At 66.0% G+C, this 16,882-nt stretch carries 6 protein-coding genes and 5 pseudogenes; 6 read left to right on the top strand and 5 right to left on the bottom strand.

All coding sequences use genetic code 11. The features are described from left to right. Window positions 1-58 (bottom strand): annotated as a pseudogene (locus ACWD0J_RS39035) (hypothetical protein); the annotation flags it as partial. On the opposite strand from ACWD0J_RS39035, the pseudogene ACWD0J_RS39030 reads away from it, so the two are divergent. The 4 genes and pseudogenes from ACWD0J_RS39030 to ACWD0J_RS39015 form a co-directional block, all read left to right on the top strand. Further along, window positions 34-846, top strand: a pseudogene (locus tag ACWD0J_RS39030) (ATP-binding cassette domain-containing protein); the annotation flags it as partial. The pseudogenes ACWD0J_RS39035 and ACWD0J_RS39030 sit on opposite strands and share 25 nt — an antisense overlap. After that, window positions 843-1,667 carry an ECF transporter S component gene (locus tag ACWD0J_RS39025; protein WP_451500614.1) on the top strand — a complete coding sequence of 275 codons (825 nt, stop codon included), beginning with the start codon at window positions 843-845 and terminating at the stop codon, window positions 1,665-1,667. The pseudogene ACWD0J_RS39030 and the gene ACWD0J_RS39025, both read left to right, overlap by 4 nt. A 344-nt stretch (window positions 1,668-2,011) precedes the next feature. Next, the gene (locus tag ACWD0J_RS39020; RefSeq protein WP_451500613.1) at window positions 2,012-2,428 is read left to right on the top strand and encodes an aggregation-promoting factor C-terminal-like domain-containing protein; all 417 of its coding nucleotides are present in this window, start codon (window positions 2,012-2,014) and stop codon (window positions 2,426-2,428) included. A 250-nt stretch (window positions 2,429-2,678) separates the two neighbouring features. Next, window positions 2,679-3,247: pseudogene (locus tag ACWD0J_RS39015) on the top strand (replication initiator). A gap of 56 nt (window positions 3,248-3,303) precedes the next feature. On the opposite strand, the gene ACWD0J_RS39010 reads toward ACWD0J_RS39015, so the two are convergent. Then, window positions 3,304-3,744: a hypothetical protein gene (locus tag ACWD0J_RS39010; protein ID WP_451500615.1), complete on the bottom strand. Its 441-nt coding sequence runs from the start codon at window positions 3,742-3,744 to the stop codon at window positions 3,304-3,306. A 39-nt stretch (window positions 3,745-3,783) separates the two neighbouring features. On the opposite strand from ACWD0J_RS39010, the pseudogene ACWD0J_RS39005 reads away from it, so the two are divergent. Further along, a pseudogene (locus ACWD0J_RS39005) lies at window positions 3,784-4,039 on the top strand (site-specific integrase); the annotation flags it as partial. Window positions 4,040-4,157: 118 nt separating this feature from the next. On the opposite strand, the gene ACWD0J_RS39000 reads toward ACWD0J_RS39005, so the two are convergent. The 3 genes from ACWD0J_RS39000 to ACWD0J_RS38990 all read right to left on the bottom strand — a co-directional run bounded on the left by ACWD0J_RS39000 (window position 4,158) and on the right by ACWD0J_RS38990 (window position 15,749). Beyond that, a complete protein-coding gene (locus tag ACWD0J_RS39000) occupies window positions 4,158-4,961 on the bottom strand; it encodes a hypothetical protein (protein WP_451500612.1) in 804 nt (267 codons plus the stop codon). Beyond that, on the bottom strand, window positions 4,962-11,924 hold the full coding sequence (locus ACWD0J_RS38995; protein WP_451500611.1) for a polymorphic toxin-type HINT domain-containing protein: 6,963 nt from the start codon (window positions 11,922-11,924) through the stop codon (window positions 4,962-4,964). A gap of 108 nt (window positions 11,925-12,032) precedes the next feature. After that, on the bottom strand, window positions 12,033-15,749 hold the full coding sequence (locus ACWD0J_RS38990) for a LamG domain-containing protein (protein ID WP_451500610.1): 3,717 nt from the start codon (window positions 15,747-15,749) through the stop codon (window positions 12,033-12,035). Between the two features lie 609 nt (window positions 15,750-16,358). Here ACWD0J_RS38990 and ACWD0J_RS38985 point away from each other — a divergent pair. After that, window positions 16,359-16,882: pseudogene (locus tag ACWD0J_RS38985) on the top strand (hypothetical protein); the annotation flags it as partial.

The following is a 16,882-nucleotide window of genomic DNA, read 5'->3' as shown; positions in this document are numbered from 1 at the left end:
TACCCGTCGAGTACGAGAGCATCGCGATCCGCGCCTCCACGCCGAACTGCTCGGCGGTGGCGGCCGACTGGATGGCGATATCGGCGAGCCCCCGCCCCCGCGGCCGACGTCCGCTCCCTCGGCGTCCGCCGTGGCGACGTCCAGGCCCTGCGCCATGTCGGCCTCACCGTCGTCCCCGGCGAGACGATCGCCCTCATGGGCCGCAACGGCGCCGGGAAGTCCACGCTGCTCGCGGCGCTCGTCGGCCTCGTCGAACCGGCCGCCGGTTCGGTCCGGGTCGGCGGGGCCGTCCCGCACCGCACGGCCCCCCGTGACCTCGTACGCCGGGTGGGCCTCGTCCCGCAGGAACCCCGCGATCTGCTGTACGCCGACACGGTGGCCGCCGAGTGCGCCGCCGCCGACCGGGACGCGGGCGCCGCGCCCGGCACCTGCCGGGCCCTGGTCGGCGAGCTGCTCCCCGCCGTCACCGACGACGCGCACCCGCGCGACCTGTCCGAGGGGCAGCGTCTCGCGCTCGCCCTGGCCGTCGTCCTGACGGCCCGTCCTCCCCTCCTGCTCCTCGACGAGCCGACCCGGGGCCTGGACTACGCGGCGAAGGCCCGTCTGGTCACCGTCCTGCGGGAACTGGCCGCCGGGGGACACGCGATCGTGCTGGCCACGCACGACGTCGAGCTGGTGGCCGAACTCGCGCACCGGGTGGTCCTGCTGGCCGACGGCGAGGTGATCGCGGACGGGCCGACGGCGGACGTCGTGGTGGCGTCCCCGTCCTTCGCGCCGCAGGTCACCAAGATCCTGGCCCCGCAGAGGTGGCTCACGGTGGCCCAGGTGAGGAGGGCCCTGTCATGACGACCGTCCGCCAGGCCCGGGCCGTCCGTCTCGGTCCCCGTTCCCTCGCCGCCCTCGTCCTGGTCAGCGCGGTCGGGGCGGCCGCCTTCTGCTGGCCGTTCCTCGCCCCGCCGGCCTCGCAGGTCGGCGCCCACGCCCAGGACGCTCCCTGGCTCTTCGCGGGCCTGCTGGTGCTTCTGGTCGCCGTCGTCGCCGCGACGATCTCCGAGTCGGGGCTCGGCCCGAAGGCGGTGGCGATGCTCGGCGTGCTGGCGGCGACCGGGGCGGCGCTGCGGCCGATCGGAGCCGGGACGGCCGGGATCGAGCCGATGTTCTTCCTGATGGTGCTCAGCGGACGCGTCCTCGGCCCAGGATTCGGCTTCGTGCTCGGCGCGGTGACGATGTTCGCGTCGGCACTGCTCACGGGCGGGGTGGGCCCGTGGATGCCGTTCCAGATGCTGGCGATGGGCTGGTTCGCGATGGGCGCGGGCCTGCTGCCGGGCCCGGACCGCCTGCGCGGCCGTACCGAACACGTGCTCCTGGCCTGCTACGGCTTCCTCGCCGCCTTCGCCTACGGCACGGCGATGAACCTGGCCGGCTGGCCGTTCATGCAGGAGAACGCCTCGAACATCGCCTTCGACCCGGACGCGGCGGTCCCCGGCAACCTGGCCCGGTTCACCGCGTACTGCCTGGCCACGTCGCTGGGCTGGGACCTGGGGCGGGCCGTGGTCACCGTCGTGCTGACCTTCCTGGTCGGTCCGGCGATCCTGAGGGCCCTGCGCCGCGCCACCCGCCGGGCGGCTTTCGAGACGCCGGTCACGTTCGCCCCGTCCGGCGAGTGAGGCGTCGTGGGCGGAGCGTGACACCGGGACGCTTCAACGGTGAACCACCCCACATGACGCACGTCACCTACGAAGCCGGGCCGTAGTCCCCACGCCCGGCCTGCCCGCGCCCACACCCCCTCTGACCTGGGGTTTGAGACCCACGTCACACAGCCGCCTTTTGCCCCACATGCGGCCACAACTAGTAAAAGGGGTCATTGCGGACGCCCGTCGATCCTGTTTCTCTGGATGACGTCGCACGGCGCCGACGTGCCCCCAGGGCCACGGCGCCGACACATGCCCCGCCTCGCCTCGCGTGGTTCCGGCATGCCGCGCACACCCCGTCCCCGAAGAAAAGGTTCTCCGTGCCCGTGTCCCGCATCGCCCGTCGCATCGCGTCCCCGAAGAAGGCCCTGACCGCCGCCGCGCTGGCCGCCGCCACCACCGGCCTGGTCCTGACCGCGGCTCCCGCGCAGGCCGCCCCTTCGTCGGCCACCCAGGCCAAGGCGATCGCGCACAAGATGATCCCGGACGCCGCCCAGTACAACGCGTTCAGCAAGATCGTCGAGCACGAGAGCGGCTGGAACGTCACCGCGACGAACTCCTCCTCCGGCGCCTACGGCCTGGTCCAAGCCCTGCCCGGCACCAAGATGGCCTCGGCCGGCTCCGACTGGAAGACCAACCCGGCCACCCAGATCGAGTGGGGCCTGGACTACATGAACTCCCGCTACGGCAGCCCGGCCGACGCCTGGTCCTTCTGGCAGGCCAACGGCTGGTACTGAGCCACCTGCTGAGCCACCCTCCGGCCGATCCCGGGCCGAGAGACCCCGGCTGGTCCCGAAAGGCACCCCACCAGCCCCTCTGTCGCGAAGGCGGCGGCCCCGATCCCCGGGCCGCCGCCTTCGCCGTACGCCCGGACCTGCCGCTGCGGCACCCGCCACGAACCCACAGACCCTCGGCTGGGCACGCACCTGGACCCAGCGACGTACGGCCACACAGGCGCGGTCCTCTTCGACGCCACCCGTCTGCCCTATGGGCCCGCTTCACCGCTCACCACCTACCCGCGTCGCGAAGCACGCCGTCCGGCTGAGCCTCACCCAGAAGGCCGCCCGCGCGGTGCTGCGGGTCTACTGCGCCAAAGTCGCCGAGTACCAGAAGCGCGGCCTGGTCCACTTCCATGCCGTGATCCGACTCGACAGCCCCGACGCCAGCCCCCAGCCCCGCCCGCCGACGCCACCGCCGCCGTGCTCACCGACTCCATCCGGGCCGCCGCACCGCGCGCCCGCGTCTCCGTCGTCTCCGACGCGCTCGGGGAACGCCGACTCGGCTGGGGCCAGCAGCCCGACATGCGCGAGATCGCCGCCTGCGGCACCGACGCCGAACTGACTGATCAAGCCGTCGCCGCCTACGTGGCGAAGTCCGCCACCAAGTCCGCCGACGCCTCCGGCACCCTCGACCGCGCCCTGCTCTGCCGCCCCTGCCAGGGCGCGGCCCCACCCTCGTGCCCCACGGGACCCCGCTCCCCTGCACCGCCCGCGACGGCACCGGACAGGCCCGCCCGCTGCCGCGCCTCGCTGTCGCCCGACACGTGCGGCAGATGATCCGTACCTGCTGGGAACTGGTTCGCCTGACGGAGTTCTTTGCGTGTGTACGTGAGCTACTGGCCCCCGATAGACTCGCGGAACCGCCGCACCTCAGAGATGGTCGTCGACCACTCAGAAATTTGGTTCCCGTCCTCGTCAACCAAACTTCGAGCCTCCACGTATCGCCAAGGCTCTTGCGGATTGAACTCTTCTTCGAGGCCATCCAGCAAGATGATCGAGTTTTGCACGTGGACAGCTTCCTCTTCCCGGTAAATGGGCCAGCAGAAGATGAAGTTAGCGGTCTCCGGGTCCGTGATCGAAGAGATGAGGCACGAGGTCGAATTCTCGCTCGCCTCAAGCTCCCTCAGGGCTCTCTCCCAACTTCGAGAGTAGTCAGCCACCGTCCAGAAGCTCAGGTCTATCGGGAATGATTCTGAGAAATCCCCGACCGTGACCCTACCGGCGACCTCGGAAGGCGACGAGACGCCACCCTCCGAAGCGGGATCACCGATCACTTCGATCGCGAATCGGTTATTCCTTGAGATAGTTAAGGCCTCCTCGAGAGCGTAGGGCTCCGGGCGATCCGCTTCCACGACTTCCAGCACTCGACCGCGACCCTGCTCCTGGAACAGGGCGTCGACCTCGTCGTCATCAAGGAACCTCGGGCACGCCCCATCGGCGTCACCGCCGGCGTCTACGCCCACGTACGCCTCCGCCTCCAGCGCAAAGGCCATCGACACCCTGGGGCAGGTCCTCGGCGACCAAGACGACGACCCCGACTCCTTACCCACCGCACTCGTCGTCCGCTGACGTTGCCGTCAGCATTGCCATCAAACACCACAGAAGCCCCACCAGAAAAAACTCTGGGTGGGGCTTCTGCATTCAAGGTCATTGCATCAAGTGACCCACCGTCTGTCGGCGCGGATCGCTACTCCTCCGGACCAACAATTCTTACCGAATCCGGAAATTCACTAAGCAAGCCTGAATCACCTGCCACGACCTTGGTTCCCCTAAGTCGAAGGTCACGCAGGGAACCCATACCGAGAAGCGGAGCCACCGATCGCACCTCCCCCCCGTACGTAACTCTGAGCTCTTCCAGATTATTTAGAGCTGACACTGCGCTGAAGTCCAGCGGCTCAGGCTGAATTGACTCCCCTCCGCCAATCAGCCAGCACCGGCGCAGATCTTGGAGGCCCCGAAGAGGGGCAAGGCTTTCAACGCGCGCCTCAAGAATCTCCAGGTCGTCGAGTTTCGTGCAGTTCTCCAACCCGCGAAGATCCACAATCTGCCCCACGCCTTCCAGCTTGAATGACGAGATCCAGGGCGCATTCCTCAGGAATCCCAAATCACTCCTACCGGATGACCAAAGCGTCAATCTCGTCAGGGCGGGAAACCCTGCAAGGTCAATTGTGCCCGCCCGATCATCTAGCGCCAACGCCGCTAGAGATGCGTTCCGGACTGCAGGGATCGCCACTTGCCCCCTCGTGAGGAGCACAAGTTCGCGGAGTCCAGCGATTTTGAAAGCCTGCGAGTCATCGGCGACGTGGCCTTCAATCTCCAGATACTTGAGCTCCGGCAAGCCGGACAAAAAATCAAGGCTGTCCAGCCGCGCGCTTCCGCTCACACGGAGGAACAATCCGTTGAATTCTCCGGACTGATATTGCTGGCCGAGTTCACGCTCATCGATCGACTCGTCGACTCGCCAATTTAGGACCCTATAGTCCGCCCGCATTTAAGGAACCTCATTTCGGCGATTCAAAAGCGTACCGCCACCCACGCCGCCATATTGATCTATTACCGACTGCTCTTGCTCCCTGATCGCTTTCCAGGAGTGGCCAGACATATCATTCACCGATATGTTGGAAATGTCGCTTGTCGTGTAACCCGCCGACTTCACGGCCGCCTTGTCTGAATTGAAAGCGGCATGCAGGCGACTGTGTATGTTGGTTGAACTGGACCCAACGTACACCTTGCCATCCTTCATCGTGATGGTGTAAACCCCGGGCACGGTCGGAGCATCCTTGAATCCGAACGTGCTACACGACGAATTATGCACCAGCACCGGCGTATTCCCCGCCAGCACATAGTACGTGTGGACACCCTCAACCGTAAGGTTGAAGGTTCGCGCATGCTGAGCAAAAGGCCTGTTGGCAGTGACGATGACCGTGTGGCCGTCATCCGTGCGCAGGGTCATGCCCGCTTTGAGGTGGCGTGCCTCGATCCAGCGCTTCTCCGACGGGGACCAGAAGGGGTGTTCATAGGTCGCCGTGAGCGCTTCGATGCCTTCTTCCGTGGCAAGGGAGAGCTGGTTGAAGTGCTTGTCGTCCTCAGTGACGATGAGGCGGGTAACCTTGCGCGGACCCGTCTTGCCGGTTTCGGGATCTGTGGCCAGGACTTTGTCGCCGCGCTTTATGTCCTCAATTTTCTTGGTGGTGCCGTCGGCCATGAAGACTTCGGTTCCGGCCAAAAAGCACTTGCAGGAACGCTTCGACAGGGTTCTGCCCAAGTCCGTCTTCGCGGCGGCCCACTCCGGGTTGGGAGCCCGATAACTGTTTTCGTAGAGGCCGATGGACGCCATCCGGGAGAACTCGACATCCATGAAGTAGTCGCGCATCTCCTGGGAGCAGCCTATTTCTTCATGGACGTAGCAGACGTTCACTGCCGTAGCGATGGCGGTGTTCGCGTCCATGATCGGATCGTGCTCGTACATTTTGCGCATGTCTGTGCGGTACGCAGCGAGCCAGGCATCGTGCTGAATGTCGGAGGTCGCGAAGGAAGCGACCGCCGCGTAGATCTGCTGCTGCGCGCTGCGTGTGGCGTCACGTGTGTTGCCGACCAGTCCTCCGTCACCGCCACCCGAACTTCCACAGGTGTAGTAGCAGCCGCCGGCACCCGTCCCTCCACGAGGAACACCCGGGTTCTGGGGCTTCTTACCTCCGGCCTTCGGGTGCGGCTCGCTGTGGCCGGTTCCGTCGTCGATGTACAGGCCCGTGGGATCGCTGAAGGTCACAGGGTTGTTGCCGGCGTAGCCGTACCCGTTCAGCGTCTGGTGCTGGTCGGGGGCGAGTACCGGGTCCACGCTGATGAACTGGCCGATGGACGGGTCATACTCGCGAGCCCCGATGTGGGTCAGTCCCGTCCCGTTGTCGGCCGGCATACCGAGGAAACCCTTGTCGTCCGGCCAGACTCCGGTCATCTGGCCACGACTTGAACCGAACGGTGTGCTGTAGCGCTTGGTCAGAACCTGGGCGGAGTCCGCGGTGACGGCCACAGAACTCGTACCGTGATGGTCGGCGGCGAGGAAGCTCAGCTTCTGCGTGCCCGACTCGTTGGTGCGCAGAGCAATGGTGGAGCCTGCCGCGCTGTAGTAACGGTTGGCCCACTTCTTTCCTGTCTTGAGATGGACCTCTGTCGCGCCGAGATAGAGGACGGTCTCACCATCGGTGGCATTGTCACGGCGGATGAGCAGTTCGCCGTCCGCACCGTAAAGGTAGCTGGTGGCCGTTGCCGCTGTGTCCTTGGTCAATCGGGCGAGGTTGCCCTCGGAATTCCAGGCGAGCGTCTGGGCGGTGGTGGAGCCTGCCTTCTCGACACGCTTCTCGGTCTTGCCCGAGTCGTCGTACCGGTATTGGGGCGTGAGCCCGGTACAGGTGCCGGAGGTTGTGGTGGCCGACAGGGCATGGGGACGAGCCGTCTCGTAGCAGTACGTCGTGGTGACCGGCGTTCCGGTGTTCTGCTTCTCGGTCTTGCGCTGGCCGGATGCCGTATAGGTGTACGACGTCCAGTAGGGAGCAGGGCCGCCGAGGTCGGCCTTGGTGCGGTCGGAGGTGCAGTCGGCCGTCTTCGGAGTCCAGGCCTCGGTGAGTCTCCGATAGGCGTCGTAAGTGAAGCACTGGTTGTCGGTGCCGGTACCGGTGTTCGCGCTGTCGGAGATGGAGGTGACGTTGCCCGCGTGGTCGTAGGCGTAGTTGAGGTCCTGGACCGGGCCCCGAGTCTGGTCGTCGACGGCTGCGCCGAGGAGACGGTTGGTGCCCTTCTCGTATGTATTGGTGAGGAAGACCCTCTTGGTGCTTGTGGAGGTGCCGAGCTGTAGCTGACCGACCTGGCCAAGAGCCGTGTAGTCAGCTGCGAGCAGGTACCCCGAGGTGCCCGACAGTTCGGTGGGCAGGCCCGTGCCGTTGTAGCGGTACTCGAGAAGTTCGGAGGCCAGGCCTCCCGCGGCTGGCTCCCTCACGGTTCCCAGGGTGCCGTCGAGTCGGTAGGTCGTCTCGAAGGTGGTGGTGGCGGCGACGGCCAGGGAGGTCACCAGCGGGTCGTCGGACGGCAGGGTGAGGCTGGTGGCAGTGGGTCGCCCCAGATCGTCGTAGTCGGTTACTTGCTTGGTGTAAGCGTTGCCCGTCTTGCCGTTCTGGTAGCGGATGGAAGCCGTGGGCAGGCCCTTGAGGACGGTGTCGTACGTCCAGGCGGCGACTTGGTTGCCGTCACTGCGGGAGGACTGCCACAGACCGGTCTTGCGGCCGAGTTCGTCGTACCCGTAGAGGAGCGTCCGGTCCTCTGCATCTCTGGAGGTCTCGATCTGGTCCAGTTCGGTGTACGTGGTGACCTGCGAACCGGTGTCGGGGTCGATCGACTTCACCTGGCGGCCGAACAGGTCGTACTCGTAACTCCAAGTGCTGCTGTCCGGACCGTTGATCGTCCTTGTCTTGCCGTCCCCGGTGTATGTGTAGCGAACCTGGGTGTACGGGGTGCTGGTGGAGGATCCGTACGCGGTGTCGTTCGGCTGGGTGCCCTCGTAAGTGCGGGTTTCCGCCGTGCGCCCAAGTGCGTCAGTGATCGTGCGCGTGGCGTTGCCACCCTGTATGCCCGTGGTGGCGACCGAGTCACCGGTGTAACTCGAGGTGGTGGTCCACTTCTTCACTCCGTCCACGAGGAGGGTGGACGTCGTAGTCCGGCCGGCACCGTCGAACTGCGCCTGTGTCTGCGTTGCTCCACCGTAGGGGGCCTGGGTGTAGGTGCTGTTGGGCGCGTTCTTACTGTCGTAGACGTCCGTGTAGGTCTCGTGGGCCAAGCCGCGGCTGTCATAGCGTGCGTCGGTCAGGATACGGCCGCCCTGCGGCGACGGAGTCTGCGTCTGGACCGGCCGTAGTTGCGAGTCGAACAGGGCATAGACCGTCTTGTAGCTGGTGCCGTCGGCCTTGAGCGTCGCGGTGGAGGACCAGGGCGCCTTGTTGCGTTCAAGCCCGTATGCGTACTTGGCATTGGGAATGTCACCGCCGGACTTCGAGCGGTTGGCCAGCCAGGTCGCGGTGATGCGACCGAGTGCGTCGTATGTGTGCTCGGTGCGCTTGGTGTTGACGTCAAGGACGTAGTTGACGCTGCCCCTCGCCGGGTCGTAGTTGGTCGTCGTCTGGTGTGCCTGGTTGTTCGACGACAAGCGCGGCGCCGTCACGACGGTGGTGGCCAGCGGACCGGCAGCTGCTGGGAAATACGCCATCGTGGTGGCGCGGCCCTTGGCATCGGTAACCCTCAGGGGGCGTCCGAGCTTGGAGGTATCGGTGTCGTACGACGTCGTGCTGACCGTCTGCCATCCACTGGTGGGCGAAGGAGTCCGGTCAGCGCTACCGGAGGCCGCTGGGTAGGCCTTCGCACGGCCTGTCCATGTGGGCAGGCCCAGGGTCGGAGTCTGGGTCGGGCTCCAGCCGGTGGCGGAGGAGTTGTCGTAGGCGATCGCCGTGTCGGACAAGACGTCCCCTCGCGTGTCCGAGGAGCCAGGCAGACTCAGCGTCTCGTCGCTGTTGGCACAGGGTTTGGCGACGGTGCGAACGCGCGAGACGAGTGCGGTCAGCCCCTTGTCGGCGTTGCGGGCGTACCAGGTACGGGTGCACGTCTCGTCGCCAGTCGGGCTCCATTCACCGTGATCCTCGGTCTGGGTCACCATGCCGTACGCGGTGTCGTACGTGTTCGAGACCCCGGTGATTCGCCATTTCTGCGCAGCGGTCAAATAGGTGTCGCTGTAGGTACGGGCGTTCCTCAGGAAATGCGCCTTGATGTTGGCGTACGACTTCTGCTGACTGGCTGTCTCCAGGGCCCAGGGGTTGTTGATGTCGGTGGAGATCGCTGTCGCGCCGTTGTAGGTGATCTCCTGTCTGAGCCAGCCCGCCAGCCAGTTGTGGTCCGTCCAGTCGGCGACGTCGAGGTCATCCAGCGTGGTCGCGGGATCGTTGCCCGCGATGTTGTCAAGATCGATACCCTTGACGGTGGCGGAGCGAGTGGTGCCGTCCTTCTTCTTGTCGCCGTTCAGGCCCTGCATGAACAGTTGGACCGTCTTGGAGCGGGTCTCACCGGGGTTGCCGGTGTAGGTGGTGACCTTCTGGTACCCACGCCAGACCGACCAAGTGCGTTCCTTCTCTTTGGTGAAGGGGTCGTCGTTGTAGTGCCAACCAGGAGTTTCGTAGTCGTACGACACCAGAGTGCCCGGGTTGCCGGCGCCGGGGTCGTTGGTGGTGATCGAGGTGACCCGGTACTTGTGGAACCAGTCCAGTTGCGGGTCGCCGCCATTTACGGGCCAGTACACCGGGTAGCAGGACAGGCTGTTGTTGTCCTCGGTGGCGGGCATCTTACTGCCGCGCACACACTCCGGTTCGGACAACGTCACGGAAGTGATCGCGCCGGTCTCCGAGATGATCGACGAAATTCGCGGTCGAGTCAGGGCCAGGATGTTGTCGTTCGTGGAGTCGACGCGGTTGGGACGCTGCTGATAGGTGAAATCGATCGGAGGCAGTGTGATGTCTGTACCGTTCTTGCCGGTACGTTTCAGGGACTTCAGGACGAGAACCTGATCAGAGCTGTTGCCGATGTCCTCACCGTTGAAAAAATTCTGGTCCAGCGCATAGGAGTCCACAGCTTGGAAAGCGTCCGGTTCCGCCGTCCGGGACCAGAAATGGGTGTCGATGGCTGTCAGACGCTTTCGGGTGAAGAACGCCGGGCCAGTAGCCGTGCAATCGTCCTCGTTCGCCGAACAAATGCTGTCGAAGGGCACGTCGGGCCATTGATCGGCAGTGTCCTCGGTCAGTGAGGAGCAGTCGGCAGCGGTGCAGCGCTCCTTGTAGGTGAAACTGACCTTGTCAGAGGCGGGAGCGGTGAACAGCGAGTCACGGCGCTGACCGTAGCGGATCTCCTCCAAATAGCCGCCACGGGTGTAGGAGGCCAGTCCGGTCTTGTCGCCGTTCTTGGCGTAGTGGTTGGTCTCTGCCTTGTACCAGTAGGTGGATGCGTTGTCATGGACGTCCTCAACGAGGTCGAGGTTCCACCGCCAGGCTTGCGTCTCCGCCCGGTCCTTGAACGCGGTGCCCTTCTCATATCCGTGTTCGCCGGAGTCGTCGCCGAAGACCGGCACCGTCCACACGGAGTTGGTACGCTCGGCGCCGGCACCCGGCAGCTTGTTCAGACCGAAGGTGTACGTCGTGCCATCGCTGGTGACGACCTTCCAGTGCTCGCCGTCGGCGTCACCGTTGTCCGCGCCGTTGTGCCGAGTGACCTTGGAGCCGTCGTCGTCCTTGAGACGCCACTCGTCCCTGGTGTCGTCGTCGTCACGGACGAGTTCAGTGGCTTTGCCGTTCAGGACGAGCGAAGCGTTGTCGTACTTCCAGCACTGGTCGTACTTGTCGGCCTGCCCGTCGTCCTCACACGAACCGTAGCTTCGCTCTATGTAGGACGAGGTCAGGTCGAAGCCCTCGCCGATGAGGGAACCTTGGTTGTTGGTGTTCGAGGTGCGCCCGTCGATGCTTCCGGAGTCGTACGACAACGTCACTGTGGGAACGGGCCCTGCGGCGGCCGGGGGCAAGGTGATCGGATAGGACCAGGAGAACGCCCCTGAAGAACCGCCGGCCTGCCAACTCGCCGAGGATGAAAGAGGCGTGGCGCTGAAGTCACCGGAACCCGCCGCAGAGGCGGCAGAGGTGGCCATCACGGCCATCACGGTCGGCGCCGTGGTGGAACTACCGGCGAGCATGGTACGGGTCGTGACGGTTTGAGCGGAGACATCGTTCTTCGACGTCTGAACCGTGGTCGCCCGGCATGCCGGTCTCCCGGGTGTCGTCAGGGCACAAGGCGGCAAGGTGACCAGCCCCAGACGGGATGACCAGTTGCCTCCGATCGCGGAGGCGAATTTGCCATAGTCCACGGTGACTTCAGCAGCGCCGGCGCTCTCCGCCGCAACCGTGAAAAGGACCCCGGTCACACCGGCACGACGGGCCGTCTTCTGGTCGAAGACGGTGACTTCCGCCGCACCCGAGGCCACGGTACGAGCCTGACGGGACGCACTGCTGGCTTTGGCCGCCTTCACTGCGACAAGTGCTCCGTCCTTCGGTGCACCGGCCAAGTCGGTCGTAGTGGTGGATGCCTTCGGCCAGGCAGCACGGCGCTCGTCTCGGGCCGAAGCCGCCAGCTCCTGGTTGTCCTTCTTTTCCCGGGCGACCTTGGCTCGAGCGGCCTTGGCCTGCGGGGAGGTGATTTCCAGGACACGCGTCGGCTCGATGTCCGGCACATCGGGGCGCCCTGGCACTCCGGCCGCCGCCGCCAACGGAGTGAGCGGTGTGGGTATGGAGAGGACCACCGCGAGCAGGACGGTCAGGGCACCCCGTCGGGCGTGTATGCGAGAACGGGTCGGGCGAAGGGACACGGGAAGGCGCTCCATGAGATGAAGGGCGGCCGGTGTGCAGGCGGCAGCTGAGGGACGAGGCGTGTCGCGGGTTGGTGGGGCCGGTGTCCGCTCGCGCAGTGGCGGCCGGACACCGGAGAGAGGTCAGTAGCCGGTGAGTGCTTCCACCTGGGTGGGATCAGTGACCGCTCCCGCCCATAGGCGGATGTCGGTGATCCGGCCGGCCAGGTAATGGCCCCAGGCACTGTTCGTCCGCCCCTTGCCGACGGCGAACTCCGCACTGCCAACCGACGCGGCGTAGGCAAGGGGATCACCCTGGCGGGTACTGCCGACGAAGAGAGTGATTTCTCGCGTGCGGGCGTCGTACGCGCCGACCAGGCTTACTTCGCTGTCGAGGACGGCGGTTTCCTCGCTGGCCACGGAGATGCCGCTGCCGTCCGCCGTGAGTCGTCCGAACTGCCATCGAGCGACCGGCACCGTACGCGTTTTCGGGACTCCGTTGTCGTCCAGGATTGGATTGCCTTCGTCGTCCTCCACCGGTTCGTCCTTGGTCCCGGTCTTCTCCGCCCAAAGGCTCCAGGACGATCCGGTTGCCGTGCTCTGGCCGAGGACCTGGACGCGGTAGCCGTCCGGTTTGGTGGACAGTGCCTGGGTATCCACGTCGGCCATCGTGGCGATGGTGAAGGAGCCGGTGTCGGCCACCAAGGGCCGAGACACGGTCCCCGCTCCGGAGAGTCCGTTGAGGAGCAATGCCTCACCGTCCAGCGACGCCCCGGCGGACAGGCTGAGCGTGTTGCCGTAGCCGGAGAGGTCGGACAGAGATGTCCCGGTGGCCCCCTCAGGGGCGTACTGGGCCACAAGCTCCGCATACGCCTTGCCGTCGGCGTCCACAGGACTGGCCTCGCGGGCGATCGCCTCGGACGCTTTGGCCTCCTGCCACACGGCGACCTCGTCCACATCGCCGGGGAAGTGATCGGCGTAAGAGCCCTTGTATTTCGCTCGGCCGATCTGCAACCCCCCGGAGGCCGCCCAAGCGCCGGTGGTCAGGGTGTCGGTGCCCTGTTCGACGCCGTTGACATACAGGGTGAGCTTCTTCGCCCCGACATCCACGACCGCGGCCACATGGGTCCATACTTTCGTCTGCGCCGGTTCCCTCGCGTTCACCCGCTGGTTGTCCAGTGCGGTGGACGCGGCGTCGGCATCCGCCATCCGCAGACACCACGTCTTGACGTCATCGCAATAGCCCAGAAAGAACGGGCTGTAGTACGTGCCGTCCTGGCCAAGGGCTGTGGCGACTCGGCCGGTGCTGTCCAGCCGCACCCACGCGGCCACCGTGTACGACACCTGCGTCTTCACTACTGGGCCGGAGGTGGCGGCGTAGGCCTGGCCGTTCAGCTTGAGGGCCTTGTCTTCGATGGGGGCGCCGTTTTCCGTGACCACACCGCGGCGGCCGGTGATGGTACGCACCCCGCCGGAGACAGCGGCGTCATTCCTCTCGGCAGCCTCCTTCGCCGAAACGTCGACCGCTGCTCCAGAGGTTTCGTTGAACGTCCACCGGCCGACTGCCTCCGGGGCCTCCGCCACAAGAAACCGGACGCCGTTACCCGTTGTCCGTCCTACGGCGTCCCGGGTCTGAACTTCGAGCGTGACCGTACCCGAATCCACCGGTGTGATCGTCTCCGTGACCGTGGCCCCTGACTTCCACGGACGCCACGTACTGTCCGTGGACAGCTTGTACTGGTAGGCGGTGTTCGCGTCTCCGCTACCTGCGGCCGGACCGAAGGTCACGCTCCCCGATGTGCCGGGAGCGCCCTTGGCCGTACACGCGCCGGGAAGACACGCGCTGTACACGGAGTTGAATGTGATCGACGGAGGTTTCGGCCCCTTGCTGTCCACGGTGAAGTAGCACCATGGTGTCTGTGCGCTCTCGAGGTAACTTTTGCCGCTGTTGTAGTAGGACTGGGTCCATGCCCGATAGCGGTACTGCCTATTGTCCGCAAGAGTCGGGCTCCATCTCTTGTTCTGATCGACGCCGTCTCCCACATAGCCGCTGGCCGGACTCAGAGAACCACTGGACGGTTGCGGGGCATCCGCCCATGCTCCGGCGCCGTCCTTCACATCGATGTCGAAGTAGACCCGCAGCGAAGCCGAAGCCTCTCCGCCCGCGACTGTCTGTGGCGTGGCTGCCAGGTTCGGGAGCGGGTCCGCCCACAGGGTCGGTGCGGTAGCGCTCTTCGAGCACACCTGGCTCGTGCCGGTCTCCAAGCCATACTCTGTGGGCACGGCCGGCTTCCCGACGTACACGACATCGATCACCGCGTCGTCGTCGAAACGCTTCCACGCCACCGGGTCCGATTCGTCCTTCGCCTTCAGCATCAGAGTCAGGCTGGAGAACTTGCCGTCCGCGAAGGCCCTGACCGTGGAGGTCAGGTTCTCGTCCGGCTCTTCCGGGTTGTCGTTGAACTCGATCGGAGCCCGAGGCTGCGACGGTGAGCACGCGGAGCCTCGGCCCGCCGAGACATTCCGGTCGCCGATTTGGTCCCAGCTGTTGTCGGATTTCGGTCCGCCGGGTCCCGGCCACTTCGACGACTTTGAGATCGGGTCCGTCCGCTCCAGGTCCACCCAGCGTGCGTCACACGAGAAGGACCAAGTCTCAGTCACCGCGAACGTCGCGTCGAGGACGTGCTTGCCTTTCAGCTTGTCCGGCTTGAACTCGAAGTACATGCGATTGGTGTAGGCACTACCGGCAGTGCAGTAGTAGCGGACACCGCCGAGCACTGCCGAACCGCACCGGCCCACACTCATGCCGTTGTCGCCGCCGGAGAAGTTGTAGAACACGTCGCCGTCGGACGACAGAAGTGTCCTCTCCGACTCGTTGAGTTCCACCGACGGATCGATGTACAGCGGAAGCTCGGAGCTGGTCGTCCCAGCGATCAGGTCGGTATCCGGAGTGACGACCAACGCGTCAGAGGTGACATCGACGTCCAATACCGCCGCCTCGTCACCAGTACCGGGCCCCGCCAACGGATCACCTTCGTCCGCCGGCCCCGCCGGGCTCCCCTCAGGATCCTGCGGCGCCTCCTGTTGCGCCACGACTCCCATCGGTCGTACAGAGGCGGTCCGCGTGGATATGTCCTCGCTCTGCCCATCAGCAGCCGCCCCGCCCGCGGAGTTCCACATCCGGGCCGAGGGCGCACGGAACACCACCTGGCCGTTTCCGTCCACCGCATCCATGGTGCCGGCCGTACCTTCGTGAATCCGCAGGCCCTTCACCTGCATCGAGTACTCGAGCGAGGCAAGGGCCGGGTCAGAGGCGGCCTCCAGCGTCTCAACCTCCAGGACCTGGCGGAAGCCCTCCACCGTCGCGGTAAGGATCAGATTGACATCGGGGCGGACGTCCTCATAGACGGCTCGCTGCCCTTCCAGGCTCGGCTCCGGCAGTTCACCCGGCCACCCCAGAGTGACCGACTGTCCGTTCTCGCCGATGGTCACCAGATTGCGGCCGTCGCCTCCGGACGAGAACGACAGATCGACCGCGGCCGCCTTCGGTCCGATGGAGCCATCCGCTCGTCTGAAGAGGGTGGCATCCGGGGTCGCCCAGCCACCTCCGGACTGTTCCACGCGAACGGGCGCGATCGACTTCCTGAGCGTGAAGGTTTCACCATCGGGGTTGGCGAACACCGTGTCTCGCTCGGTGCGTTCGGCCACCACCTCGACGGGCGCCCCGGAGGCCACTGCGGCTTGCTGCGCCCGCTCCGTCTCGGACATGTCACCCGCTTCGGCCGCAACGGCAGTTCCGGCGGTGAAGACCGGCGCGAGTCCTGGTGTCGCGACGAGCACGGCAAGCGCTGTCAGCCACACCAGCCCGACTCGATCCCCCCTGGCGGCTCTACAGGCACGCCACCCCCCGTACTCCACTACCCCACCCCTTGTTCACACGGTCCTCACAGGTAAACGAAATAAGATCCGCGTCAGCTAATCACTGTCAAGGAAGTGTCAAACCACTTCGGTAAGTTGTCCGGAACCACCTCTTCTCACGGACCGGTAATCAGCTTGAGGACGACATCGAGTCGTGGTGGACACGAGAGCCTGGGAAATGAGGTGGGCGCCCTGATCCAGTGGAGCACCGACTGGTCCCATACGAACATCACTGCGATCCGGGCGGCCCGCAGGGAGTTCGAGGAACGGACGGGCGCTTCCCAGCCTTCCGCGGCTGTCTCCGCCAGCTCCTGACGTTCACCTCCGCCCGCCTCCGCTCCTACCTCGACGAATGACCGCAGCGGAGCAGGATCACCCGCGGACCTGGCTCGCCGTGCGCGCCACCGTGCCCTGGCACACCGCGCGTACAGCCGTCCTCCTCCAGGGATGCATCCCGGTGCGCGACGACCCGGTCCACGACATCCGCACCCACGACCACGCCCGCTCCCCCGCGCGCGCCGCCCGTCGTTCACCGCTCTCCACCAGGTCCGGGTGGACGCGGGGTCGGGCACCCCGCTGGGCTTCGGCCTGCTCAGCGCCTGGCAGTGCCGCCTCCTTGGGATGTCCGACGCCCCGTTCCGCCGCCGTGCCGCCTACGCCAAGTCCGGCCGCGAGCGGTACGGCACCGGCCCGGACCTGCCCGGTCTGCTCGACGCCTGTCTGGCCGAGAGCACGGACCGGACGCTCCCCGAGACCGCCCGGGCCGCCCGCGCCTGTCTCGACGTCTGCTTCTTCCAGCCCTTCGACGACGGCAACGCCCGCTCGGCCTTCCTCGCCCTGGCCTTCATCCTGGCCGGCGACGGCAGCACCCTCGACCAGACCGGCCCGGTCCGTCGACTCCAGCGCCGCGCCGGCGACCCGCAGGGAACCCTCGCCCTCGCCGGCCCGGTGGCCGCGCTCATGGCCGGCACGAGCCGACGCGCCGGTCCGGACACCCCGAGGGGCATGTCGTGCGGGGCCGGGTTGCGCAGCCCGGGGATCATCAGCCCGGCGAAGGCGATGACCAGGAAGAGCCC

This window comes from Streptomyces sp. NPDC003011 (assembly GCF_053591515.1).
The sequence above is the reverse complement of the archived record's forward strand: the minus strand, read 5'-3'. Positions and strand labels throughout refer to the sequence as shown.